General features: G+C 66.5%; 22 protein-coding genes and 1 riboswitch. Of the genes, 10 read left to right on the forward strand and 12 right to left on the reverse strand.

Features of this window, described 5'->3' with window-relative positions:
• Positions 1 to 9: 9 nt before the first annotated feature.
• Positions 10 to 2,271 (reverse strand): LPS-assembly protein LptD, encoded by a 2,262-nt coding sequence (locus tag BKX93_RS16295; protein ID WP_070980622.1) that lies wholly within the window; start codon positions 2,269 to 2,271, stop codon positions 10 to 12.
• Positions 2,272 to 2,345: 74 nt separating this feature from the next.
• Here BKX93_RS16295 and amgK point away from each other — a divergent pair, with 74 nt between their 5' ends.
• Genes amgK through ruvC form a run of 4 tightly spaced genes read left to right on the forward strand, consistent with a single transcriptional unit; the run spans position 2,346 to position 5,273 of the window.
• Positions 2,346 to 3,380 carry an N-acetylmuramate/N-acetylglucosamine kinase AmgK gene (gene amgK, locus BKX93_RS16300; protein WP_070980624.1) on the forward strand — a complete coding sequence of 345 codons (1,035 nt, stop codon included), beginning with the start codon at positions 2,346 to 2,348 and terminating at the stop codon, positions 3,378 to 3,380.
• Positions 3,377 to 4,036, forward strand: coding sequence for a hypothetical protein (locus tag BKX93_RS16305; RefSeq protein WP_070980625.1), 660 nt, complete (start codon positions 3,377 to 3,379; stop codon positions 4,034 to 4,036). The genes amgK and BKX93_RS16305 overlap by 4 nt, the downstream gene beginning before the upstream one ends.
• Positions 4,037 to 4,047: 11 nt before the next feature.
• Positions 4,048 to 4,746: an N-acetylmuramate alpha-1-phosphate uridylyltransferase MurU gene (gene murU / locus BKX93_RS16310; RefSeq protein WP_186009430.1), complete on the forward strand. Its 699-nt coding sequence runs from the start codon at positions 4,048 to 4,050 to the stop codon at positions 4,744 to 4,746.
• Positions 4,743 to 5,273 (forward strand): crossover junction endodeoxyribonuclease RuvC, encoded by a 531-nt coding sequence (gene ruvC, locus BKX93_RS16315; protein ID WP_046158068.1) that lies wholly within the window; start codon positions 4,743 to 4,745, stop codon positions 5,271 to 5,273. The genes murU and ruvC overlap by 4 nt, the downstream gene beginning before the upstream one ends.
• A 77-nt stretch (positions 5,274 to 5,350) precedes the next feature.
• Here ruvC and BKX93_RS16320 read toward each other — a convergent pair whose 3' ends face one another.
• Positions 5,351 to 6,103, reverse strand: coding sequence for a trypsin-like serine protease (locus BKX93_RS16320; RefSeq protein ID WP_070980626.1), 753 nt, complete (start codon positions 6,101 to 6,103; stop codon positions 5,351 to 5,353).
• A 522-nt stretch (positions 6,104 to 6,625) separates the two neighbouring features.
• Between BKX93_RS16320 and ruvA the strand changes: the two genes are divergently transcribed.
• On the forward strand, positions 6,626 to 7,219 hold the full coding sequence (ruvA, locus tag BKX93_RS16325) for a Holliday junction branch migration protein RuvA (protein WP_046158070.1): 594 nt from the start codon (positions 6,626 to 6,628) through the stop codon (positions 7,217 to 7,219).
• 69 nt (positions 7,220 to 7,288) lie between these two features.
• Complete coding sequence (locus BKX93_RS16330) at positions 7,289 to 8,074, forward strand: substrate-binding periplasmic protein (protein WP_186009431.1); 786 nt, start codon at positions 7,289 to 7,291, stop codon at positions 8,072 to 8,074.
• A gap of 81 nt (positions 8,075 to 8,155) precedes the next feature.
• On the opposite strand, the gene BKX93_RS16335 is transcribed toward BKX93_RS16330, so the two are convergent.
• From BKX93_RS16335 to ribB, 6 genes are all read right to left on the reverse strand, one after another.
• Entirely contained in the window at positions 8,156 to 8,506 is a 351-nt protein-coding gene (locus tag BKX93_RS16335) for a BON domain-containing protein (RefSeq protein WP_046158071.1), read from the reverse strand.
• A gap of 312 nt (positions 8,507 to 8,818) precedes the next feature.
• The gene (locus BKX93_RS16340) at positions 8,819 to 10,159 is read right to left on the reverse strand and encodes a sigma 54-interacting transcriptional regulator (RefSeq protein ID WP_046167186.1); all 1,341 of its coding nucleotides are present in this window, start codon (positions 10,157 to 10,159) and stop codon (positions 8,819 to 8,821) included.
• On the reverse strand, positions 10,156 to 10,644 hold the full coding sequence (locus BKX93_RS16345) for a hypothetical protein (RefSeq protein WP_070980630.1): 489 nt from the start codon (positions 10,642 to 10,644) through the stop codon (positions 10,156 to 10,158). The genes BKX93_RS16340 and BKX93_RS16345 overlap by 4 nt, the downstream gene beginning before the upstream one ends.
• Positions 10,641 to 12,044 (reverse strand): ATP-binding protein, encoded by a 1,404-nt coding sequence (locus tag BKX93_RS16350; RefSeq protein WP_070980632.1) that lies wholly within the window; start codon positions 12,042 to 12,044, stop codon positions 10,641 to 10,643. Before BKX93_RS16350 ends, BKX93_RS16345 begins: the two co-directional genes overlap by 4 nt.
• Positions 12,045 to 12,135: 91 nt before the next feature.
• Complete coding sequence (locus tag BKX93_RS16355) at positions 12,136 to 12,846, reverse strand: riboflavin synthase subunit alpha (protein ID WP_070980634.1); 711 nt, start codon at positions 12,844 to 12,846, stop codon at positions 12,136 to 12,138.
• Between the two features lie 11 nt (positions 12,847 to 12,857).
• Positions 12,858 to 13,490 carry a 3,4-dihydroxy-2-butanone-4-phosphate synthase gene (gene ribB, locus BKX93_RS16360; RefSeq protein ID WP_046166905.1) on the reverse strand — a complete coding sequence of 211 codons (633 nt, stop codon included), beginning with the start codon at positions 13,488 to 13,490 and terminating at the stop codon, positions 12,858 to 12,860.
• Positions 13,491 to 13,622: 132 nt separating this feature from the next.
• A riboswitch (FMN riboswitch) is annotated at positions 13,623 to 13,771 on the reverse strand.
• Between the two features lie 77 nt (positions 13,772 to 13,848).
• Here ribB and ruvB point away from each other — a divergent pair.
• The 3 genes from ruvB (at position 13,849) to BKX93_RS16375 (ending at position 16,027) form a co-directional block, all read left to right on the forward strand.
• Complete coding sequence (gene ruvB / locus BKX93_RS16365; protein ID WP_046158076.1) at positions 13,849 to 14,886, forward strand: Holliday junction branch migration DNA helicase RuvB; 1,038 nt, start codon at positions 13,849 to 13,851, stop codon at positions 14,884 to 14,886.
• Between the two features lie 156 nt (positions 14,887 to 15,042).
• Positions 15,043 to 15,462 (forward strand): hypothetical protein, encoded by a 420-nt coding sequence (locus BKX93_RS16370; protein WP_046158095.1) that lies wholly within the window; start codon positions 15,043 to 15,045, stop codon positions 15,460 to 15,462.
• Positions 15,449 to 16,027 carry a nucleotidyltransferase family protein gene (locus tag BKX93_RS16375; RefSeq protein WP_070980635.1) on the forward strand — a complete coding sequence of 193 codons (579 nt, stop codon included), beginning with the start codon at positions 15,449 to 15,451 and terminating at the stop codon, positions 16,025 to 16,027. Before BKX93_RS16370 ends, BKX93_RS16375 begins: the two co-directional genes overlap by 14 nt.
• Before the next feature lie 42 nt (positions 16,028 to 16,069).
• Here the strand turns inward: BKX93_RS16375 and BKX93_RS16380 are convergent, their stop codons facing one another.
• The 4 genes from BKX93_RS16380 to BKX93_RS16395 form a co-directional block, all read right to left on the reverse strand.
• Positions 16,070 to 17,143, reverse strand: a complete 1,074-nt coding sequence (locus tag BKX93_RS16380; protein ID WP_046166907.1) for an ABC transporter substrate-binding protein — start codon at positions 17,141 to 17,143, stop codon at positions 16,070 to 16,072.
• Between the two features lie 101 nt (positions 17,144 to 17,244).
• On the reverse strand, positions 17,245 to 18,363 hold the full coding sequence (gene proB, locus BKX93_RS16385) for a glutamate 5-kinase (protein ID WP_021478158.1): 1,119 nt from the start codon (positions 18,361 to 18,363) through the stop codon (positions 17,245 to 17,247).
• 75 nt (positions 18,364 to 18,438) lie between these two features.
• Positions 18,439 to 19,932 (reverse strand): hypothetical protein, encoded by a 1,494-nt coding sequence (locus BKX93_RS16390; protein ID WP_070980637.1) that lies wholly within the window; start codon positions 19,930 to 19,932, stop codon positions 18,439 to 18,441.
• An 80-nt stretch (positions 19,933 to 20,012) separates the two neighbouring features.
• Positions 20,013 to 21,359, reverse strand: coding sequence for an adenosylmethionine--8-amino-7-oxononanoate transaminase (locus BKX93_RS16395; RefSeq protein ID WP_046158080.1), 1,347 nt, complete (start codon positions 21,357 to 21,359; stop codon positions 20,013 to 20,015).
• 277 nt (positions 21,360 to 21,636) lie between these two features.
• On the opposite strand from BKX93_RS16395, the gene BKX93_RS25905 reads away from it, so the two are divergent.
• A complete protein-coding gene (locus BKX93_RS25905) occupies positions 21,637 to 22,101 on the forward strand; it encodes a pilin (protein ID WP_046166909.1) in 465 nt (154 codons plus the stop codon).
• The last annotated feature ends 105 nt before the right edge of the window (positions 22,102 to 22,206 follow it).

Raw genomic sequence — 22,206 nt, forward strand, 5'->3', positions numbered from 1 at the left:
CAGGCTTTGTTACTCGTTAATCTTGGTGTAGCCGGGTACGGCCAGACGCAGCGTGTCCTGCACGCCGTTGTTGCCCAAGGCGCCGAGGCCCTTGAGTTCCAGCTGGAAGAACCACGCGTTCTTGGTGGTGGTCGGGTCGGAGACATAGCGTTGGCTGTACATCCGCAGCGACCAGCAACCATCGTTGTACTCGAAGCCGGCCAGCCGCTCAATAGGCTTGCGTTCGATGAAGGAGTAGTTGTAGCGGCCGATCGCGTACCAGCGGCGGGCGATGGGCCACTGCGCGGCGACGTCCACCTGGCGCATCGGACCGAAGTTGTTGGAGTTGTCCAATTGCTCGTAGCGGCCGTAGCGGTAACGCACGCTGGCGACTTTGCCGGCGGCCGGGTTGTAGCGCAGCTGGGCGTTGTAGCGTTCGGTCATGCCCAGTTGCTGGTTGTATTGATAGCTGCTGTCGAAGCGCCATTCGCGGGTCAGATCGCCGCCGGCGGACAGCAACAGGTCGGAGCTGGGCTGGTTGACGGTCTGGGTGACATCGTCTTTCAGATAAAAACGCTTGCCGACCGCCAGGCGCAAGCGTTCCAGACCGTTACTCTGGTCGATGAAGCGGCTGGTCAGCGCGGTGGTGATCTGGTTGGCGCCGTTGATGCGGTCGTAGCCGGAGTAGCGGTTTTCGGTGAACAGCTGCGCGAAGTTGATGTCGTTGAGCGATGTGTCGAACTGCGGCAGCGAGAGCTGGTCCTTGTTGTTGGGAATGTTGACGTAGAACAGCCGGGGTTCCAGCGTCATCAGGTGGTCCCGTCCCAGGAACTGGGTGTCGCGGTCGAAATACAGGCCGGCGTCGGTGCTGAAGATCGGCAGCGTGCGGGTCTGGACATTGCTTGGGTTGCCCTGGAAGGCGTCCAGATTGTAATGGGTGTAGTTGACGCCCAGCTTGGGTCGCAGAAAGCCCCAGCTGCGGTCGAAGTTCCAGCTGACGCTGGGGTAGAGCACCAAGCGTTCGCCGTTCTGCAGCGAGGGATGGTCGAAGCGGGTCAGGTCCGAGATCAGATTGGCCGAGAAGCCGGCCGGCAGGCTCTGGTTCGCGTTGAACGTCAGCTGCGGCATCTTGGCGTAGGGGATGTCGCCGGGGGCCGGATTGATGGTCAGGTTCTGGTAGCGCTGGGCGCGCAGGGTGACGTTGCCGCCGCCGCCCTGCCAGGCGCGCGCGTAGTTCAGCCAGACTTCCCGGTTCAGGTTGACGTTGGAGGCGATGGCCACCTGGTCGCCGAAGTCGGTGAAGTAGTTGTTGTCGGATACCTGATTGAAATCCATGCCGAAGGCCAGCCCATTGCCGAGGTTCTGGGCGTGGTTGGCGCTCCAGGCGTAGCGGGACTGGTCGGTCAGCTTGTCTTTGGGCAGCTGCTCGGTATAAATGCGGCCGCTGTAGTCTGGCTGCAGGTAACGGAATTCGCCCGCCAGCATGTTGCCGTGCTTGACGTTGATGTGCGGCGTGATGGTGGCGTCGTAATTGGGCGCGATGTTCCAGTAGTAGGGCAGCGAGAATTCCGTGCCCGAACTGCCGGTCTTGAAGGTCGGCATCAGGAAACCGGACTTGCGGTTGCTGTTGAGCGGGAAGTCCAGCCACGGCGAATACAGGATGGGCACGCCGTAGAACTGCATCCAGGCGTTGTGGGCGACGCCGACGCCGGCGTTGTAGTCGAGGTCGGTGCGCGACGACTTCAGATACCAGGCCTCGTCGCCGGGATCGCAGGTGGTCATCCGGCTGCCGTAGACCCGATATTGGTTCTGTCCCTGGAAATCCACCTGGCTGCCGTCGCCGCGCAGGGTGACCGGCTTGGCGGGCTGCGCGCCGGGCGCCGGCTTGGCCGCGGTCTGGTTCTGCCGGGCCATGGAAAACACGGGGTCCATGCCGGTGCCGCTGTAGGTGTCGACGTTGTAGTCCAGCGTGGTGCCGGTGATCACGTCGCCGCCGCGAGTCATGCGGAAGCGGTCGCCGGCTTTCACCCTGCTCTTGTTCTGGTAGTAGTCCAGCCAATCGGACTCCACCTTCTGGTCATCCCGGGTCACCACCACATTGCCCTTGGCGTGGAGGATCACGTTCATTTCGCCGTCCAGATCGTCGGCGTGGACCACGGTCTGGCCCGGCTCCTTGGGCGGGGCGGGTACGGCTATCGGCGGCTCTTCGTCATCTGCGAAAGCGGCGGGGGCGTTCAGGGCAAAGGCGGCGGCCAGGGCCAGCGCCAGCGGAGTCAGTTTTTGTCTGTGCATGCACAAAGCCATATCGTGGGGGGCAGTGGGCGGTATAAAATCGTCCAATTCTATCAGCACCACGATAAAGCGACATGCAAAGACAGGAACAGCTCAAGAAATGGCTGGCGCAACAGTATCCCGGCGACGAAATCCAGCTTGAATTCGCCGCGGCCGACGCCGACTTCCGCCGCTATTTCCGTGCAATCTGGCCCGATGGCGCAAGCCGCATCGTGATGGACGCGCCGCCGGAGCACATCGGCACCGACGCCTACATCAAGGTGCGAGACATCTTCTCCATGGTGAAAGTGCCCGAGATTTACCTGCGCGACCGCGAACAGGGCTTCATCGTGATGGAGGATCTGGGCAAGGTCACCTACCTGGCCGCGCTGCAGCACGACGAACGTCCCCTGGTGCACCGCCATCTGCTGCTGGAGGCGCTGGACACCCTGGTGGAGATCCAGAAGGGCAGCCAGCCGGATGTGTTGCCGGAATACGACGAAGCGCTGCTGACCCGCGAGCTGAACCTGTTCCCGGAATGGTTCTGCGCCAAGGAATTGGGCAAGCCTTTGAATTTCAAGCAGCGCCAGCTGTGGGACGCCGGCGTCAAGGCCTTGCTGCCGGCGCTGCTGGCCCAGTCCAAGGTCTTCGTCCACCGCGACTTCATCGTCCGCAACCTGATGCTGACCTCCGGAGCGCCCGGCGTGCTGGATTTCCAGGACGCGGTTTACGGCCCGGTCAGCTATGACGCGGTATCGCTGTTGCGCGACGCCTTCATCGAGTGGGAAGAGGAGTTCGTGCTGGATCTGGCGATCCGCTACTGGGAGAAGGCGCGCGCCGCCGGCCTGCCGGTGCCGGAGGCCTTCGACGACTTCTACCGCGCCTTCGAGTGGATGGGCGTGCAGCGCCATCTGAAAGTGGCCGGCATTTTCGCCCGCCTGCACCACCGCGACGGCAAGGACAAGTACCGCGCCGAGATTCCGCGCTTCATCAAGTACCTGAAGCGAGCCACCCGCCGCTATGTCGAGCTGGCGCCGTTCTACCACTTGCTGGTGGACCTGGTGGGCCGCGACGAGACTGACGAGGAACTGCAGTCCAGCTACCCGGTGCTGGGCGTCAAGGGCCAATGATGCGCTGGCCGTTGCTTTTATTGCTGCTGCCGTTGGCGGCCGGCGCCGCCGATCTCAAGCAGCGGCAGTGCTTCCCGGCGCAGGAGCTGCGCGTGTGCCTGTGGCAGGATGCCAGGCTGGCCGCGCGGCAGGACGGCGGTTTCGGCGGCGGCAGCGAGGGCGATGGCTGGAAGCCGGCTCTGGCGCAGTCCGAGTTGCGAATCTACGACAGTCAGGGTGGCCAGTTGTCACGCCTGCGGGTCGGGCGCGTGTCGAAGCTGGAACGCACCCGGCTCAGCGACGGCGGCAAGCCGGTGTTTCTGCTGCAGGAGGACCATTCAGCCGGTTTCGGCTCTTATTCCGGGGTCGAGGCGCGGCCGTTCACCGTCGGCGCGCGCGGCATCCGCTTTGCCCAGCCCGAGGGGCGCGATCCGGCCCAGCCGTTCGCGATGGCGAACGCGTTGAAGAGCGGCTGGAAAGAGGCGCCGAACGGTTTCCTGTTGGCGTCGTGCGCGCCGGATTTCCCGGCCAAGGGCGAGTGGGACGGCGAAACCTTCCGCGTCAGCTATCGCCGCTTGAAGTTGCAGGATGGCCAATGGAGGCTGACCGAGCGCAGCGAGCGCGGCTTCTGGGAGAACGAAGGCGCTTTCCCGGCCGAGAGGCTGTTCCCGAAATGAACGAGAAGAATATGAAGGCAATAATACTGGCGGCCGGCCGCGGCGAGCGGATGCGGCCGTTGACCGACCACACGCCCAAGCCCTTGCTGGTCGCCGGCGGCAAGCCGCTGATCCAGTGGCATATCGAGCGCCTGGTCCGCGCCGGGGTCACCGAGCTGGTGATCAACCATGCCTGGCTGGGCGAGCGGATAGAGGAGGCGCTGGGCGACGGCAGCCGCTTCGGCGCGTCCATCGCCTATTCGCCGGAGGGCCAGGCGCTGGAAACCGCCGGCGGCATCGCCACCGCCTTGCCGCTGCTCGGCGACGCGCCTTTCCTGGTGCTGAACGGCGACGTGCTGGCGGATTTTCCGGTCGAACGGCTGATCAAGGCGGCAGCCAGGCTGGACGGCGACGCCGCGCAGGCCCACCTGGCGCTGACGCCCAAGGCCGGCTACCCAACCGGCCGCGACCTGACGCTGCGCGCCGACGGCCGCGTGGCCGCCTGCGGGGACGGCGACACGCCGTATACCTTCTGCGGCCTGGCCGCCTACCATCCGGCCTTCTTCCGCGAGGTGAAGCCCGGCGCGGCCAGTCCCTTGCTGCCGTGGCTGTTGGCGGCTATGGAGCAGGGGCGGGTTCGCGGAGAGGTGCAGCAGGGGGTGTGGCTGGACGTCGGCACGCCGGAGCGGCTGGCCGAGGCCGACCGCATCGCCTCCGGCTGGACGGCATGAGCCGGCGCATTCTCGGCATCGATCCCGGCAGCCGCATCTGCGGCTTCGGCGTCATCGACGTGCTGGGCAACCAGCGCCATTACGTCGCCTCCGGAGCCATCCGCACGCCGCAGGGCGCCAGCCTGGCGGAGCGGGTCAAGGTGATCGTGAACGGGATACATCAAGTCATCGATACCTACCAGCCGACCGAGGCGGCGCTGGAGCAAGTGTTCGTCAACGTCAACCCGGCCGCCACGCTGATGCTGGGCCAGGCGCGCGGCGCCTGCATGACGGCGCTGGTGTTGAAGGACCTGCCGGTGGCCGAGTATACCGCGCTGCAGGTCAAGCAATCGGTGGTCGGCCAGGGCAAGGCGCCGAAGGAGCAGGTGCAGTACATGGTGGTGCGCATGCTCAATCTGTCCGGCACGCCGCAGGCCGACGCCGCCGACGCGCTGGCGGTGGCGCTGACCCACGCGAATCACAGCGGCGGCGCCATCGGCAAGCTGGCGAAAAGCGGGCTGAAGGTGAGAGGCGGCCGGCTGGTGTAGGCAAGATCCGGCGGCCCCGCCGGTTGCCTATCGCAAAAAAAAGCGGCCTGCGGGCCGCTTTTGCCATTTTCGAATCCTCAGCGCCGCCGTTCCGTCGGCCACACCCAGTCGCCGGGAGGCGGCGTCTGGGTGCCGCCCGGGCTGAGCGTTTCCGACCATGCCTGGATATTGCTGGCGTACTTGCACAGCGCGGCGAAGGCGGACGCATTGCCGGCGTTGCCGTTGTATACCCCCACTTGCACGCCCTTGGGCGACAGCAGCGGGCTGCCGGAGTCGCCGCCGCGGCCGACGTTGCCGTTGGCCAGCAGGGAGACGCCGTTGGCCAGCGGCGACGGACCCAGGCGGACGATGTTGGCGACGCTGACCTGCATCAGGCTCTGTCCCAGCTGATAGCCCTGGTCGTCCATCCGCCGCTGCGCCTGCATCGCGCCGATGCCGGCATCGCAATCCTCCTGCGCCACCACTGGGACGATGCGGGCGCCGCCGCGGCCGGCGATAGGCTGGGACAGCTTGAGCAGGGCCAGATCCACGGCCACGCCGTGATGGTCGAACTTGATCCAGTTGGGTTGGGCGTTGTCGCGCCGGGCGCTGGCCTGGTTTTCAAAATTGCGGCCATAGTAGGCGGTGACGCCGGCCCAGTTGTCCAGGATGCAATGCGAGGCGGTCAGCACCAGGTCCTTTCCCACCAGCGAGCCGCCGCAGATATTGCGGCTGCCGTTCTGGTTTTGAAAATCCAGCTTGATGTAATTGGTTTCCTGCGGGGAAAAAGGCGCGGCGGCGGCGAAATGGGATAATGCCGACAGGCATGAAACGGCAAGCAGTTTCTTCACGGATGCATTCCTTGTCGATGGGGAGCCAAGGCGGCTTTGCGGCCGCTGTCAAAACCGAGCCCAGCAAGTTTGGGTTGATATTTCCAGTATTGATATTCTTGACTCTGGGTAATGTGGCCTTGCCGATTCATTATGCCCAGCTGAAATGATTGTGGAATGCTTGGGTTGGGATTGGCTCTGGCTTTTGGAATGACATTTGATTTTATATTGGCTTGGGAACTGAATGCCCAGCCGCGCGACTGGCTGAATATCAGGCTGCGGCCGGCGCGGCATGAAATGAAATAGCCATCTTGTTAATATTCACCGGCGCGCGACGAAATATAATCTGAGCTTGATTTGTTTTAAGCGTAGTTACTTTTAAATATTTGAATAGCTTATCGGGGTATATCAAAAGCCGGCAGCATGGGCTTTCGCCGCCGGGCGGGGTCTTGCCGGCCGAGCCGGGTGGGCGCGGGCGCGGCTTGTGGGATAATGCCGGCAGCCGCGCCAGTCCGGCGCGGGCCTGATTGCGAGAATGCCAAGATGATCGGACGTCTTTCCGGAAAACTGATCGAAAAATTGCCGCCGCAAGTGGTGGTGGACGTGAACGGCGTCGGCTATGAAGTGGACGTGCCGATGACCACCTTCTACCAGTTGCCGGCGCTGGGCCAGCCCTGCACCTTGTTCACCCACCTGGCGGTGCGCGAGGACGCCCATTTGCTGTACGGCTTCGCCAGCAAGGAGGAGCGGCAGACCTTCCGCCAGTTGATCAAGGTGACCGGCATCGGCGCCAAGATCGCGTTGGCGATCCTGTCCGGCATGACCGCCGACGAGCTGGCGATCGCCGTCGCCAGCGAGGACATCAAGCGCTTGTCGGCAGTGCCGGGCATCGGCAAGAAGACCGCCGAGCGGCTGGTGCTGGAGCTGCGCGGCAAGCTCGCCACCGGCGGCAACCTGACGGTGCCGGGCGGCCTGGCTTTCGCCGCCACGCCGGACGAGAAGAGCGACATCGTCAACGCGCTGCTGGCGCTCGGCTACAACGAGAAAGAAGCGGCGGCGGCCACCAAGAGCCTGCCATCCGAGGTCACGGTCAGCGAAGGCGTGCGCCTGGCGCTGAAGAGCCTGATGAAGGTCTGACGCCTATACTGCCGATGCGGCCGCGCGAGGCCGAGTCGACGGGAGGGCGAGGGCATGATGAGGCGGTGCGTGGCTGCGGTTGCGCTGGGAATCGGCCTGGGCGTCATGCCGGCTTTCGCCTCCCCCTTTCATTGCCCGCCGCATCCGATACGGTTGGCCTTCTACCGCATCGGCCTGTTCTACACCGACCGCAACGGGTTGGACTGGGATGTCGCCGAAGAGCTGCGCCGCCGCAGCGGCTGCCGCTTCGTATACGAGGTGATGCCGCGCGCCCGCATCTGGCGCGAGCTGGAGGCCGGCAGGCTGGACATCACGTTGTCGGCCATCGCCACCCCCGAGCGCGATCGCGTCTATTGGTTCCTCAACTACATCCAGCTCAAGCAGTATGTGCTGCTGTCTCCCAAGCTGCCGGCGGCCATCGATTCGATGGACGGCTTCATCCAGGCCGGCGCGCCGTGGCGCTGGGCCATTGTCCGCAGCTACAGCACCAGCGCCTATTACGATCCGCTGGTGGTCCAGCTGGCGGCGAAGGGCCGGGTGGTGGAAGTGCCGGAGGAGGACTTTCTGTTCCGTCTGCTGGCGCAAAACCGCGTGGCCGGCATTTTCTCCACGCCCATGGTCTATCGCCAGAAACTGCGCGAATTCAATCTGGAAGACAGCGTGCGGGTGGCCGATTGGGACAAGGTCTCCGCGCCCAGCCCGCGCGGCATCGTGTTCACCAAGCGGACGTTTTCCGAGCAGGACATCGGCCAGTGGCAGGCGCTGGTGGACAAGATGAACCGGGACGGCACCATGCGCAGGCTGATCGGCCGCTACATGACGCCGGCGGAGACCGAAACGGCGCTGTGGCATTGAGCGGGCGAAAAAAAAGCCCGCCTTTCGGCGGGCAAACGGATGCGGGACGGTTGCCGTCCGGGACGAACGGCGAAATCGGACTTAGCCGGCGGGCAGCAGGTTGACCTGGCTGCGCACGCTCTTCACGCCCGGCACGCGAGCCACTTCCTCGGCGATGCGGGAGACCACGTCCTGATTCGGCGCGGTGCCGTTCAGCACCACGTCGCCGTTGTTGACCTGAGCCTCGACCTTGGCGCCCAGCTGAGCGGCGGACTTGGCGACGATTTCGTTGATCTGGCGGCCCAGCTCCGCGTCGGCGGGGTTGGCGGCGGCGTGTTGCTGAACCGCTTGCTCCTGGGCCGGCGAGCTGGCGGTCTGCTTGGTTTCCGCGGCGATGCCGGCGCCGGCGTACAGGGCGGGAATCAGGCTGGCGATGATCAGGGTCTTGCGCATGATGAGTCTCCTTGGACTGGGTGAGGTCGTTGCGTTCGGCCGGCGTCCCGGGACGGCATCGGCGGGGAAGCATTTCCGCCGGGCCGTCTGTTCCGCAGCGCCTTGTGGCCAATCGCGCTTGGCTCCCGATACAGCAAGCGCCGTGCCAGCGCTTGTTTTTCCTTATTTATCAGTCGCTTGTCTGTTTTTGGCGGGGAGTGGACCGCTCAGCGGGGCCGGATTTGTCGCCGTTCGGCGACAGCGATCCGGCCATTTGCCGGAAAATCCATGCCAATCAATGGCTTGAGGCTGTCGCCGCTTGGCGACAGGCGCTTAGCCATCCTTGAACGCGGCGGCGTGCAGCTCGTGTTTCTGCAACAGCCGGTAGAACTCGGTGCGGTTGCGGTCGGCCAGCCGGGCGGCGTCGCTGACGTTGCCGCCGGTCAGGCGCAGCAGCCGCTCCAGGTAGTCGCGCTCGAACTCGCGGCGGGCTTCGGCCAGCGTCGGGATGGCGCGGGATTCGCCGGCCACCGCCTTTTCCACCTGGGACAGGGTCAGCAGCGGGCCGGTGGCCAGCACGCAGCACTGCTCCACCACATTGGCCAGCTGGCGGATATTGCCCGGCCAGCGCGCGGCGGCGAGGAAAGCGAGGGCGTCCGGCGCGAAGCCCGTCACCGTCTTGCCGTAGCGCGCCGCCACCTGTTGCAGGAAATGCTGGGCCAGCAGCGGGATGTCCTCGCGCCGTTCGGCCAGCGGCGGCAGCGTTAGCGCCACCACGTTCAGCCGGTAATAGAGATCCTCGCGGAACTGGCCGTCGGCGATGCGGGCCGGCAGGTCGCGGTGGGTGGCCGACAGCAGCCGGATATCCACCGGCAGCGGCCGGCTGGCGCCCACCGGCCGCACTTCCCGGTCCTGCAGCACCCGCAGCAGCTTGACCTGCAGCGGCAGCGGCATGTCGCCGATCTCATCCAGGAACAGCGTGCCGCCGTCGGCCTGGCGGATCAGGCCGTCGTGGCGGGCGGCGGCGCCGGTGAAAGCGCCTTTTTCGTGGCCGAACAGCTCGCTCTCCAGCAGGTTTTCCGGAATCGCGCCGCAGTTGACGGCGACGAAGGGCCGGCCGGCGCGGCGGCTGGCCTGGTGGATGGCACGCGCCAGCACTTCCTTGCCGCTGCCGCTTTCTCCCTGCAGCAGCACGCTGGCGTCGGTGGCGGCCACCATCCGCGCCTCGCTCAGCAACTCCTCCATCGCCGGGCCGCGGCTGACGATGCCGGCGCGCCAGCCGTCGCCGGGGGCGCCGTCGCCCACGGACAGCGTCAGGCCCTGCGCCACCTTGTCCAGCAGCAATTGGCCGTCGAACGGTTTTTCCAGATAACAGAACACGCCGCGGCTGACCGCCTCCACCGCGTCCGGCACGGTGCCGTGGGCGGTGAACAGGATGACCGGCAGCGTCGGATAGCGGCGGCGCGCGGTTTCGAACAGCTGCAGGCCGTCCATGCCCGGCAGCCGCCAGTCGGTCAGCAGCAGGTCGGCGCGGCGGGCTGCCATCGCCGCCAGCGCGGCTTCGGCGCTGGCCAGCGCCTCCACCTCGTGGCCGGCGGCTTCCAGCCGCAGCCTGACCAGGCACAGCAGGTCGGGATCGTCGTCCACCAGGACGATGCGGGCGGGGGCGTTCATCGCTTGCTTCCTCCGCTGAGGCCGTTGGGTTTGGGCAGATCCAGTTCCAGGCGGCGCAGCGCGTCCAGCTTGGCGGCCTGGTCGTCGATGCGTTTTTGCTGGTCGCGCAATTGCTGCTGCTGGCGGTCGTTCTGGTCCTGCAGCCGGAACTGGGCCTGGGCCTGGCGCAGCTGCAGCCGCGCCAGCGTGGCGCTGGCCGGAGACAGGCTCTTGTCGGCCAGCAGCTTGTCCAGCTCGCCGGCCAGGCGCCCCGGATCGCCACGGTTGGCGCGCAGCACGCGCAGCAGGCGGTAGCTGTCGCAGGCTTCGTAGGCCTGCCAGCGCTGGCGCACGGCTTCGTCCGGCCAGTCCAGCGCGATCAGCAGCGCGTCGCTGCCCGGGCAGTAGCGTATCGGCGGGCTGGGCTGGCGGACGCCGGCGCAGGCCGCGAGCAGCGGCAGCAGCATCAGCGGCAGCCAGCGCCGCGGGAAAACGGATGGGGTCATATCGGCTCCGGTTCAGGCCAGTGGAGGCGGAAGCGCGCGCCGGGGCCGTCGTCCAGCAGCCGCAGCTCGCCGCCCATCAGCTGCGCGTAGCCGCGCGCCATGGTCAGGCCGAGGCCGCTGCCGGGGCGTTCGCCGTCGGGCGTGGGTCCGCTCCAGAAAGGTTCGAAGATCTTGTCGCGCAGCGCGTCGGGCACGCCGGGGCCCTGATCGGCCACTTCCAGCCAGGCCTGGCCGCGCTCGCGGCCGCAGCGCAGCGTCAGCCGCCCGCCGGCGGGGCTGTGGCGGATGGCGTTGAGCAGCAGGTTGTCGACGATGGTCTCCACTTTGGACGGATCGCCGCGCACCGCGCCGGGCGCGCCGTCCAGCGCCACCTCCAGCCGTTTGGCCTGCCACAGCGGCTGGCAGCTGGCCAGCCTGGCCTCCAGCAGCTGGCGCAGCGGAAAGGCGGAAACGTTCAGCGTGGTGGACAGCCAGAGGCCGGCGTCCTGCTTCAGCAGCGCCTCCACCCGCTGGCGCAGCGTCAGCGCGTTGTTGCCCAGGATGTCGACGATGTGGCGCTGCTGCGGATTGAGCGGGCCGGCCACCTGTTCCTTCAATAGCGCGGCGGCCTCGTGTATCGACGCCAGCGGCGTCTTCAGCTCATGCGAGACCTGACGGAAGAAGCGGGTCTTCTGTTGTTCCAGCTCAACCAGCCGCAGGTCCAGCTGTTCCAGCTCCCGGCCCAGGCGCTGCAGGTCGGCGGGGCCGGCCTGGCGCCAGTTCAGCTGCCGGGCGCCGCCTGCCAGCCGGGCGATGCGGCGCTGCAGGCCGCGCAGCGGGGCGTGGATCAGCAGGGTGACGATCAAGGCCAGCAGCACGGCGGCGGCCAGCGCCAGCCAGGCCAGGCGGTTGGCCTGCAGCCGCATCCGTTCGATGTCGTCCCGCCAGCTGGCCTGCCGCTTTTCGCCGGCCTGGGCCAGCGTCTGCTGCTGTTGATCCAGCACGCGGTTCAGCTGGCGGAACAGAGCGTCGCGCTGCTGGCGGCGATTGGGGGGAAGCCGCTGCAATTGCGAGGCGAGGGCAAGGGCGCTGTCTATGCCGGCTTGCGCTTCGGCCGGAGCATCCTGCCGCAGCGTCCGCTGCGCGCGCAGCAGCTCGCCGCGCGCCTGGCTGGCGGTCTCGTTGAGCTTGCGGTCGCGCAGGATGGCCGCCTGGCGGCTGGCGCGCTCGAATTGCACCGCCTGCTCTTGCGACAGGCGCGCGATGTCCTGCCAGCGCTGGGCCTGGCGCTGGTGACGCTGGGCGCTGTCGGCGGCCAGGCCCAGCTCGTGGCGCAGCTGCACCAGCGCCGCGGCGGGGATGAGCGCGACGCCGAGAAAGCCGGCCAGCAGCAGGCCGCGGAAGGAAATGAAGCGGAGCATGGAGTCGGCGATAAAGAAAACAGGGGCGCGGATGCGCCCCTGTTCAGCAGACAGGCTGGCGGCCGATTGGTTCGCGGCCGCCGGTCCGCGCTCAGCGCGCGGCCAGGGCCGGGCGGTGGCGGCTGGCTGGCAGCAGCGCGGGCGCCAGCTCGTCCAGCCTGGGCGCGAGCAGCGGCATCAGCGCCGCCAGCTTGTCTTCCAGCGCTTCGCGCATGGTGTCGACCAGCACCTGGGTGTCGCGTTCGATCTCAAGGTTCAGCCTGCTGCCGGCTTGCTTGGCGCCGAGCGAGGTGGCGCGGCGGGTTTCCGGGATCAGCCACACTTCTATCCAGCCGGCCTGCTTGTCGATGTCGGCGATGGTCAGGCTGACGCCGTCCAGCGCCGCGTAGCCTTTGGCGAACAGGTAGCGCAGCGCGCCGGCGGGCACAGAGAGCCGCAGGCACAGGTTGTCGCCGTATTCCTTGCGCTGCTCGACGGTCGCTTGATAGTCGACGTGGCCGGACAGCGCGTGGCCGCCGATCTCGGCGCCGTCGCGCAGCGCGCGCTCGGCGTTGACCGCGTCGCCGACGCCGCACGCGGCCAGCGTGCTGGTGACCAGCGTCGGCAGGATCAGGTCGAACTCGGCGCGGTCTCCCCGCGGCGGCGCGGCCACGGTCAGGCAGGCGCCGTTGACGGACACGCTGCAGCCCTGGATGAGCCCGGCGCAGAAGCCGGCCGGGAAGTCTACGGCGATGCGGCGGCTGGCCTCGCCTTCTTCGATGGCGGCGATGCGGCCGATGGCCTGGGTGATGCCTGTGAACATGTCGCGCCTCCTCAAGCCTGTTCGCGCTGCAGCCATTCGGCCAGCTCGGCGACCGACAATTGCGGCAGGCCATGGCGCTCGGCGTAATCCTGCACTTGTTGGCCGCGCATCATGGTGCCGTCCGGATTCATCAGCTCGCACAGCACGCCGGCCGGGCTGAAGCCGGCAAGCCGCGCCAGCTCCACCGAGGCCTCGGTGTGGCCGCGGCGCTCGCGCACGCCGCCGGCGCGGGCGACGATGGGATAGACGTGGCCGGGGCGCACCAGATCGCTGGGCTTGGCATCCGGCGCGATGGCGGCGCGCATGGTGGTGACGCGGTCGGCGGCGGACACGCCGGTGGTGACGCCCTCGGCCGCCTCGATGGCGACGGTGAAGGCGGTGCCGTAGCGGCTGCCGTTCTCGGCGGCCATCGGCGGCAATTGCAGCCGCTCGGCGCGCTCGGGCGTGACGCACAGGCAGACGATGCCGCTGCCGTCGCGGATCATCCGCGCCATTTCGGGCACGGTGAGCGCGTCGGCGGCCAGGATCAGGTCGGCCTCGTTTTCGCGGTCGGCGTCGTCGGCGACGATGACCGGCAGGCCGCGGCGCAAGGCGTCAAGCGCGGCGTGGACGCGCAGGGAAAGGATATCGGTGTGGGCGTTCATGGAAACGGTCCTCAAATAATGGATTGAGAAACACGTCCCGTGGGCGTGAAGCGGATAGCGTACGGCTATCCGGCGCGATAAACGCGCGGATACGACACAGTTTTCCAGCCGCGGGCGCGGACGGATGACTGGCGTCGTCTTCTTTCATCCGGACTATTACCGTCGGCTCTGGCATTTCACCAGATCTGCTGACCCTTCGCCGTGCGGCGAAGGCGCTCGCGGGCTCGGCGCTTGCGCGCCATACCGCCGGTGGGGAATCGCACCCCGCCCCGAAGACGTTGGCCGCACAGCGCGGCCAGCGGCGAGTATAGCGCGGTGTTAGAATGTCGGCAGCAAGATTCACCCCAAGAGTTCCCCGATGATAGAAACCGACAAGCTGTTCGGCGCCGCGCCGGAGCGCCGCATCGTCACCCCGCAACGCGCGTCCGACCAGGAAGAGGCGCTGGAGCGCGCGCTGCGGCCCAAGCTGCTGGACGAGTACGTCGGCCAAAAGAAGGCGCGCGAGCAGCTGGAGATCTTCATCGAGGCGGCGAAGAAGCGCGGCGAGGCCCTGGACCACGTGCTGTTGTTCGGCCCGCCGGGCCTCGGCAAGACCACGCTGGCGCATATCGTCGCGCGCGAGATGGGCGTCAATCTGCGCCAGACCTCCGGCCCGGTGCTGGAGCGCGCCGGCGACCTGGCGGCGCTGCTCACCAATCTGGAGCCGCACGACGTGCTGTTCATCGACGAAATCCACCGCTTGAGCCCGGTGGTGGAGGAAATCCTCTACCCGGCGCTGGAGGATTACCAGATCGACATCATGATAGGCGAGGGCCCGGCGGCGCGGTCGGTGAAGATAGATCTGCCGCCGTTCACGCTGGTGGGCGCCACCACCCGCGCTGGCATGCTGACCAACCCGCTGCGCGACCGCTTCGGCATCGTCGCCAGGCTGGAGTTCTACAACGCCGAGGAGCTGACCCGCATCGTCAGCCGCTCGGCCGGCCTGCTCAATGTGCAGCTGTCCGATGACGGCGCCTTCGAGGTGGCCAAGCGCTCGCGCGGCACGCCGCGCATCGCCAACCGCCTGCTGCGCCGGGTGCGCGACTACGCCGAGGTGAAGTCCGACGGCGTGGTGACGGTGGCGGTGGCCGACGCCGCGCTGGCGATGCTGGACGTCGATCCGGCGGGCCTCGACGTGATGGACCGCAAGCTGCTGCAGGCCATCCTGGAGAAGTTTTCCGGCGGCCCGGTGGGCCTGGACAACGTCGCCGCCGCGATAGGCGAATCCACCGACACCATAGAAGACGTGATCGAACCCTTCCTGATCCAGCAGGGCTATCTGCAGCGCACGCCGCGCGGGCGGATGGCCACCGCCCAGGCCTATCTGCATTTCGGCCTGCCGGCGAAGGATGCCTGACGTCCTGCCCATGATCCGCCGAGCGGCCCTTCGGGGCCGTTTTCGCATCCCGGATAGGGCAGAAGGCGGCGGCGCTTGTCCGCGCGCAAAGGCTGGCCGGGTGGCGCGCATGCAAAGCGCGTACAATGACAGTATTCCTTGATCGAGCAAGCCATCATGTTCTACGTGTTGTTCACCACCATCCTGATCGTGGTGGTGGTTACCGCCGCCGCCGCCGCCCGTTTTTTCGACCCCGCCGTCGGCAAGATACTCAGCCGCACGCTGGGCCAGGACCTGGCCGACGCCTGGCGCAAGTACGTGTTCTTCGCCATCGTGGTCAGCGGCATTTCCGGCGGCGTGCGCCAATGGTCGCTGCAGCAGTACCTGCCGCCGGCGCCGGGCAAGGGCACCTCCCAATTGCAGCTGAGCGGCGAGCGCTGGCTGCTGGAGTTGTTCCAGGCCTTCATCAGCACCTTGCAATCCATCGCCTGGGTGGTGCTGTTGTTTTTCCTGTGCGCGATGCTGGCCTACGCGATCATGCGCGCGGTGGAGTACCGCCGCGAGGAGTCGGGCCCGCGCCGGCATGGCGACGAGTGACGCCGGCCGGCTGGCGGAGCTGGTCCGCGCCTCGCCGTGGCTGATGCGCGCGCTGCGCGCCGCGCGGGACCTGGGCCTGGCCGACTGGTGCATAGGCGCCGGCGCGGTGCGCGGCCTGGCGTGGGATGCGCTGCATGGCTTCGAATCCAAGCCGTCGGCGCTGTCCGACATCGATCTGGCGTACTTCGACGCCGCCGATCTGTCGCCCGATCGCGAGGCTGCGCTGCAGCGCCGGCTGGCGTCCGCCCATCCCGACCTGCCTTGGGAGGTGACCAACCAGGCGGCGGTGCACCTGTGGTTTGCCGATCATTTCGGCTATCCGGTCGAGCCCTTGCCGTCGCTGGAGACGGCGGTGGCGACCTGGCCGGAGTACGCGACCGCGGTCGGCGTCGCGCTGAACGCCGACGACAGCCTGCGCATCATCGCGCCGTTCGGGCTGGACGACCTGTTCGGCATGACGGTGCGCCGCAATCCGGCCAGGGTCAGCGCGGAGATTTATCGCCGGCGGGTGGCCGACAAGCGCTACCGCGAGCGTTGGCCGCGGGTGACGGTGATCCACGAATGAAAAACGCCAGCCGGAGGCTGGCGTTTTTCATGGAGCGGGCGCTCAGCTGCCGATCTTCACCTGCGACCACAGGCGGTTCAGCTCGCGGCGGGATTTCGCGTCCAGGTCCTTCAGCGCCACGTACTTGCCCTGGGACGGGTCCAGCATGATCACCGGGTTGGCCTTGATCTGCGGCTTGAAGAAGGCCTCGGCCGCCTTGACCGGGTTGGTCGCGCCGATCTGGTTGGAGATCTCCGACGCGTTCTTGCCGTCCAGCATGAAGTTGATGAACTTGTGCGCCAGGTCCGGGCGCGGCGCGTCCTTCAGGATGGTCATATTGTCGATGGCCAGCACATTGCCTTCCCGCTGCGGACGGTAGGCGAGCTCGAAGGGCCGCTTGGCGCTCTTCGCGTCCTGCTGCGCCTGGAACAGGTCGTTGGAATAGCCCAGCGCTACCCAGATGTTGCCGACGGTCAGCTCCTTGATGTAGCTCTGGTTGTTGAACGCGGCCCAATACGGCTTGGCCTTGCGGATGGTGTCCGCGGCGGCCTTCCAGTCGGCCGGATTGGCGGAGTTGGCGTCCTTGCCCAGATACATCAGCGCGGCGGCCATCAGTTCGCGCTGGCTGTCCAGCACGGTGACCTTGCCCTTGATCTTCGCCAGCACGGTCGGATCGAATACCAGCGCCCAGCTGTTGGCCTTGCTTGCTACGCCGGCTTTCTGCAATTGGGTGGCGTTGTAGCCGATCAGCGTCAGCGACACCACGGTCGGCGCGGCGTAGCGGTTGCCCGGGTCGAAGGGCTGATTGAGCGCCAGATAGCCGCTGTTCAGGTTTTTCCAGTTGGGCAGCTTGCTCTTGTCCAGCGGCTGCAGCTTGCCCTGCTTCAGCAGCGTGTTCACCGCGAAGGCGGTGGGAAACACCATGTCGTAGCCCTTGGCCCCGGCGGCCAGCTTGGCTAGCATCTCTTCGTTGTCGCCGTAATAGTCCTGAACCAGCTTGCACTTGCACGACTGCTCGAAGCGCTTGGCGGTGTCCGGCGACAGCGCGTTGTTCCAGTTGTAGATGTGCAGCACATCCGCGGCGGATGCCGAACCCCAGGCTAGTGTCATCAGCGCCGAAAGAGCCAGCTTGTTCATACCATGTCATCCTTGTGATAGCGAAAAATGAAACCCCGGCCAGACACTGGCAGGGGTCGGGAAAACTTCGCGCCTCCCGCTGCGGGGAGGCCGCGGTGTGCTTACAAGGCCACCATATTGTCGCGGTGTATCAATTCCGGCTCCACGATGTAGCCGAGCGCGGTTTCGATCTCGCGCGTGCTTTTGCGCATGATCTGGCGCGCCTCGTCCGAGCTGTAGTTGACCAGGCCGCGCGCCACCTCGTTGCCGGATGCATCGACGCAGGCCACCGCCTCGCCGCGCAGGAAATCGCCTTCCACCGCGCTGACGCCCACCGGCAGCAGGCTGGTGCCGCGCTCGCGTATCGCCAGGGCGGCGCCGTCGTCCAGCAGCAGCCGGCCGGCCAGCTTCAGGTGGTCGGCCAGCCATTGCTTGCGCGCGGCCATGCGGTTGGTGGCGGCGACCAGCTGGGTGCCGATGGATTCGCCGTCGGCCAGGCGCGACAGCACATGGGGCTCGCGGCCGCTGGCGATCACGGTGGCGGCGCCGCTGCGGGCGGCGCGCTTGGCGGCCAGGATCTTGGTGATCATGCCTCCGGTGCCGACACTGGAGCCGGCGCCGCCGGCCATCTCTTCCAGGCGCTCGTCGCCGGCTTCGGCCTGGTGGATGAATTCGGCGTCGGGATGCTTGCGCGGGTCGGCGCTGTACAGGCCTTTCTGGTCGGTCAGGATCACCAGCGCGTCGGCTTCGATCAGGTTGGTGACCAGCGCGCCCAGGGTGTCGTTGTCGCCGAAGCGGATCTCGCTGGTGACCACGGTGTCGTTCTCGTTGATGATCGGCACCACGTTCAGATTGAGCAGGCTGGTCAGCGTCGAGCGGGCGTTCAGGTAGCGGGTGCGGTCGGCCAGGTCTTCATGGGTCAGCAGGATCTGCGCGGTGCGCAGGCCGAAGGAGCGGAAGGCGCTCTCATAGGCCTGGCACAGTCCCATCTGGCCGACGGCGGCTGCGGCCTGCAGCTCGTGCACGCCCTTGGGACGCACGGTCCAGCCCAGGCGCTGGCAGCCTTCGGCGATGGCGCCGCTGGAAACCAGCACCACCTGCTTGCCGCGGCGTTTGAGTTCGGCCACTTCTTCCGCCCAGCGCGCCAGGGCGTTCAGGTCCAACCCCCTGCCATCGTTGGTTACCAGGCTGGAGCCTACTTTGACCACGATACGGTCGGAAGCGTGAATCACCGAGTGCATCAATGGACCTCTCTATGAAAGCCAATAATTATAGAGAGGGCAGTGTACCCGAAAAAGCCCGGGGCTTGCGCCAGGTCAAAATTGCTCGCTGGGACGGTATTCCATCAGCTGAAAATGCGGCGATTGCTGGTGCAGCTTGGCGACGCGGACCAGTTGCTCGCCGTTTTCATCGCGCAGCCTGAACTCGCGCAACTGGCTGAAGGGATGGCCCGGCAACAGCAGCAGCGCCGGGGCATCCGCGCTGGCGGGCAGCCTCAGGCCGCGCTGGAAGCTGTCGCCGCTGTGGGTGATGCTGGGCATGGCCCGCACCGGCTGCGGCTGCGGCCCCAGGATCTCCACGCCGCATTCCACCTCAGCGCCGGCCGGCTGCATCAGCACCCAGCGCACCGCGCACAGCCGGGCTTCGCCGGCCAGGTTCAGCAGCAGGACTTCCCCGGCGCGCAGCGGCTGCTCCTGCGGCTGGCCGCGCAGCAGGTAGCCGGATTCGCTGCGGTTGGCGATGGTCAACAGGCTGGAAGCGGGAGGCGGGCGCAGATGGGAGCCGTCCTCATCGGGATCCGCGCCGGCCGGTTGCCAGCTGCCGCCGTTGACGCGGTGCCAGATGGCGGGGACGCCTGCGGTGACCTCGGCTTGCGCGTGCGCGTCTTCCCGGCTGTGCCGCCGCCGCCGCGGGCGCTGCCACTCCTCCGCCAGGCCGCTGAGCAGCCGCACTTCGTCGTTCAGCATGGGGGAGGCGCTGCCGCTGGAGGTCTTGCGCAGTTGGGCCAGGCTTTTCCGCATCGAGGCCAGCGCGCCGGACAGCTCGAGGAGAAAGCAATCGGGCTGGGATGGAGACGGCCGGGCGGGGAGATAGCGAGGCGGGGCGTCTTCCCGCAGATCCAGAACATAGCCCTGGCGGCCTTCCGGCAAGCGCGCCAAGGGCAGCAGCTCCACCTGCTTGGCCAGATCGTAGGCCAGCTGGCGGGCCAGCTGCATGTCGCTGGTCGACAGCCGGTTGGTGGCGGTGAGTCCCAGCAGCAGCAGCTGGCGGTAGATGACGGCCAGCGTGTCGTCGCCGGCCAATGATTTGTCCTGCCAGCCGCGTTGCAGCGCCAGACCGTACAGCTGGTGGCAGTCCAGCCAGAAGCCGTCGGGGAGCGGGTAATAGTTTTGCTGGCTGATGTTCAGGTATTGCCGCGCGGCCATCATCGTGTACAGCAGCAGTTCCTGCTTGGGCTGCTCGCGCTCCAGCAGCGCATGGCGGGCCAGCTTCTCGTTGAGCGTCTGCTTGAAGGCCAGGAACAGGTTGGCGAACAGCTTGACGCTGATCGCAGCCAGCAGCCGCATCTTGGGAGAGGAGACCGCGTCGCCGTGCTGGGCTTCGTTCTCCAGCAAGGGATAGTAACGATCCAGCGCTTTCAGATAGAGCTTGAGCAGCTTGTAGCGCTGCATGGGGTCCATCGGGACGCGGCCCAGCTGGTGGAGGCCCTGGCCCAGCAGCTTGCCGCATTCGGCAAGGTCGGTGTAAGGCAAGCGCTCCAGCCAGGCGGCGACGCTGGCAGGCTGGGTGTCGACGAGTTGCGGGTCCATATCCTTCTTCGGCAAGACGAGTGGCGGCATTCGGGCTAGGCTCCGAGGCGAGCGCTGCGAAAAGGAAGGGACGGAGGTGCTCAGGGCAGCGGGGTTGCGTCGCCGCCGGCGCTTTCTCCTGCCAGCACCTCGTCCAGCGCGTCGACGCCGGCCGCCACCAGCCAGTCCATCTCCTCGGGTTTGAGCGTGTACGGGGGCATGAAGTAGACCGATTTTCCTATCGGCCGCAACAGGCATCCGCGTTTCAGCATGGCCGAAAAATAAGCCAATGCAAAGTCCGCGCGCGACGTTTCGACATCGAAGGCCCAGATCATCCCCTGATGGCGGAAGTGGCGGATTTCGGGCCGCTTGATCAGCGGGCGCATCCGTTCGGTGAAATCGGCCGCCTTGAGCCGGTTGGCCTCCAGCACGTTTTCGTCTTCGAAGATGTCCAGCACCGCCAGCGCGGCCGCGCAGGCGAGCGCGTTGCCGGTGTAGCTGTGCGAGTGCAGGAAGCCGCGCGTCACGTCGTCGTGGTAGAAGGCCTGGTAGATTTCGTCCCGGGTCAGCACGCAGGACAAGGGGAGGAAGCCGCCAGTGATGCCCTTGGACAGGCACAGGAAGTCCGGCGTGACGCCGGCCTGCTGATAGGCGAAGAAGCTGCCGCTGCGGCCGAAGCCGACGGCGATTTCATCCGCGATCAAATGCACCTCGTAGCGGTCGCACAGCCGGCGCAGCTCAGTCAGGTAGACGGGATCGTACATCGCCATGCCTGCCGCTCCCTGGACCAGCGGCTCGACGATCACCGCCGCGATCTCGCCGCCATGCTTGGCCAGCAGGTTTTCCATCGAGCGGACGGCGCGCAGCGCGACATCGGCCGCGCTTTCGCCAGGCCCCGCTTGCCGGGCGTCCGGGCTGGGCGCGCGCAGGCCGGGCTTCAGCAGCTCGGCGTAGGTGGACGAGAACAGCGGCACGTCGGTGACCGCCAGCGCGCCGACGGTTTCGCCGTGGTAGCTGTTTTCCAAGCTGACGAAACGGCTCTTCTGAGGCCGGCCGAGATTCTTCCAGTAATGAAAGCTCATCTTCAGCGCGATTTCGGTGGCGCTGGCGCCGTCGGAGCCGTAGAAGGCATGGCCGAGGCCGGATAGCTTGGCCAGGCGCTCGGACAGTTCTACCACCGGGCGGTGGGTGAAGCCGGCCAGCATCACATGTTCCAGCCTGTCCAGCTGCTCGCGCACCGCCTGCTTGATCCGCGGGTGGCCGTGGCCGAACAAATTCACCCACCAGGAGCTGACGCCGTCCAGATAGCGCTTGCCGTCGAAATCGGTCAGCCAGACACCGTCCGCGCTGGCGATGGGAACGATGGGCAGCCGCTCATGGCGCTTCATCTGGGTGCAGGGATGCCATACGGCGGCGAAACTGCGCTCCAGCCAGGCTTGGTTGCTCATGGGGCGGCTCCTGTGTATCCGGGTGGGAAAGCGATGCTAGCACAGTCCGAACGGGCAGTCCGTGTGACGAAAAACGGCAGTTTCTGACCTATGCTGACAAGGCTGTGCCCGGATCGGCGTCGATGGCCGGCCTTCCGCGGGGCTGGCATGTTTCGTGCTGGTCGGTTTCGGTACAACATGACGGGGCAAACCCGCGACCTTTGAAGATGGGAAGGAGGGATGAGGCAATGCGTCTCCCTCCACTTTGGCTAAGCTTGGCTCAAACTGGGAGTGCAACATGAAGAAACAGCATCGGCAGCGGGGCTTTACCCTGATCGAACTGATGATCGTGGTGGCCATCGTCGGCATTTTGGCCGCGATCGCGATTCCGGCTTATCAGGATTACACCAAGCGCGCGCGGGTGTCGGAAGGCTTGTCTCTGGCGGATGCCGCGAAGACGGCGGTGACAGAATATTACGCGACCAACAATTCTTTCGCCGCGTCCGGCTCTTCGCCGTATAACACGACCTACGGTTTGGCGACTTCCATCACGGGCAGCGCGGTAAGCAGCGTTAACGTTCTGGCTAGCGGTGTGATTCAGATTACTTACAACAGCACGGTTTCCAATGGCGCGCAGGTTGACCTTGTGCCTCTTGTGACCGCGGGTTCCGTGCAATGGTATTGCACTTATACCGGCTCAGGCACAACTGCGATCGGGACTCAATTGAGCGCTAACTGGGTACCGTCCACTTGCCGTCAATGATGGCGTTCGGATTTTTCAAAAGGCACTTCGGTGCCTTTTTTGTTTTGGCTGCTGATGTTGCTTTCTTCCGGGGCCATGCCATACCATGGCAATTTTAAAATAAGA

It is taken from the genome of Chromobacterium vaccinii (assembly GCF_001855275.1).
GTDB classification, from domain to species: Bacteria; Pseudomonadota; Gammaproteobacteria; order Burkholderiales; family Chromobacteriaceae; genus Chromobacterium; species Chromobacterium vaccinii.

What these genes read in the sequence shown, in the direction of transcription:
- BKX93_RS16295 (WP_070980622.1), bottom strand. Translation starts at nt 2,271, where the DNA reads ATGCACAGACAAAAACTGACTCCGCTGGCGCTGGCCCTGGCCGCCGCC.
- amgK (WP_070980624.1), top strand. Translation starts at nt 2,346, where the DNA reads ATGCAAAGACAGGAACAGCTCAAGAAATGGCTGGCGCAACAGTATCCC.
- BKX93_RS16305 (WP_070980625.1), top strand. Translation starts at nt 3,377, where the DNA reads ATGATGCGCTGGCCGTTGCTTTTATTGCTGCTGCCGTTGGCGGCCGGC.
- murU (WP_186009430.1), top strand. Translation starts at nt 4,048, where the DNA reads ATGAAGGCAATAATACTGGCGGCCGGCCGCGGCGAGCGGATGCGGCCG.
- ruvC (WP_046158068.1), top strand. Translation starts at nt 4,743, where the DNA reads ATGAGCCGGCGCATTCTCGGCATCGATCCCGGCAGCCGCATCTGCGGC.
- ruvA (WP_046158070.1), top strand. Translation starts at nt 6,626, where the DNA reads ATGATCGGACGTCTTTCCGGAAAACTGATCGAAAAATTGCCGCCGCAA.
- BKX93_RS16335 (WP_046158071.1), bottom strand. Translation starts at nt 8,506, where the DNA reads ATGCGCAAGACCCTGATCATCGCCAGCCTGATTCCCGCCCTGTACGCC.
- BKX93_RS16340 (WP_046167186.1), bottom strand. Translation starts at nt 10,159, where the DNA reads ATGAACGCCCCCGCCCGCATCGTCCTGGTGGACGACGATCCCGACCTG.
- BKX93_RS16345 (WP_070980630.1), bottom strand. Translation starts at nt 10,644, where the DNA reads ATGACCCCATCCGTTTTCCCGCGGCGCTGGCTGCCGCTGATGCTGCTG.
- BKX93_RS16350 (WP_070980632.1), bottom strand. Translation starts at nt 12,044, where the DNA reads ATGCTCCGCTTCATTTCCTTCCGCGGCCTGCTGCTGGCCGGCTTTCTC.
- BKX93_RS16355 (WP_070980634.1), bottom strand. Translation starts at nt 12,846, where the DNA reads ATGTTCACAGGCATCACCCAGGCCATCGGCCGCATCGCCGCCATCGAA.
- ribB (WP_046166905.1), bottom strand. Translation starts at nt 13,490, where the DNA reads ATGAACGCCCACACCGATATCCTTTCCCTGCGCGTCCACGCCGCGCTT.
- ruvB (WP_046158076.1), top strand. Translation starts at nt 13,849, where the DNA reads ATGATAGAAACCGACAAGCTGTTCGGCGCCGCGCCGGAGCGCCGCATC.
- BKX93_RS16370 (WP_046158095.1), top strand. Translation starts at nt 15,043, where the DNA reads ATGTTCTACGTGTTGTTCACCACCATCCTGATCGTGGTGGTGGTTACC.
- BKX93_RS16375 (WP_070980635.1), top strand. Translation starts at nt 15,449, where the DNA reads ATGGCGACGAGTGACGCCGGCCGGCTGGCGGAGCTGGTCCGCGCCTCG.
- BKX93_RS16380 (WP_046166907.1), bottom strand. Translation starts at nt 17,143, where the DNA reads ATGAACAAGCTGGCTCTTTCGGCGCTGATGACACTAGCCTGGGGTTCG.
- proB (WP_021478158.1), bottom strand. Translation starts at nt 18,363, where the DNA reads ATGCACTCGGTGATTCACGCTTCCGACCGTATCGTGGTCAAAGTAGGC.
- BKX93_RS16390 (WP_070980637.1), bottom strand. Translation starts at nt 19,932, where the DNA reads ATGGACCCGCAACTCGTCGACACCCAGCCTGCCAGCGTCGCCGCCTGG.
- BKX93_RS16395 (WP_046158080.1), bottom strand. Translation starts at nt 21,359, where the DNA reads ATGAGCAACCAAGCCTGGCTGGAGCGCAGTTTCGCCGCCGTATGGCAT.
- BKX93_RS25905 (WP_046166909.1), top strand. Translation starts at nt 21,637, where the DNA reads ATGAAGAAACAGCATCGGCAGCGGGGCTTTACCCTGATCGAACTGATG.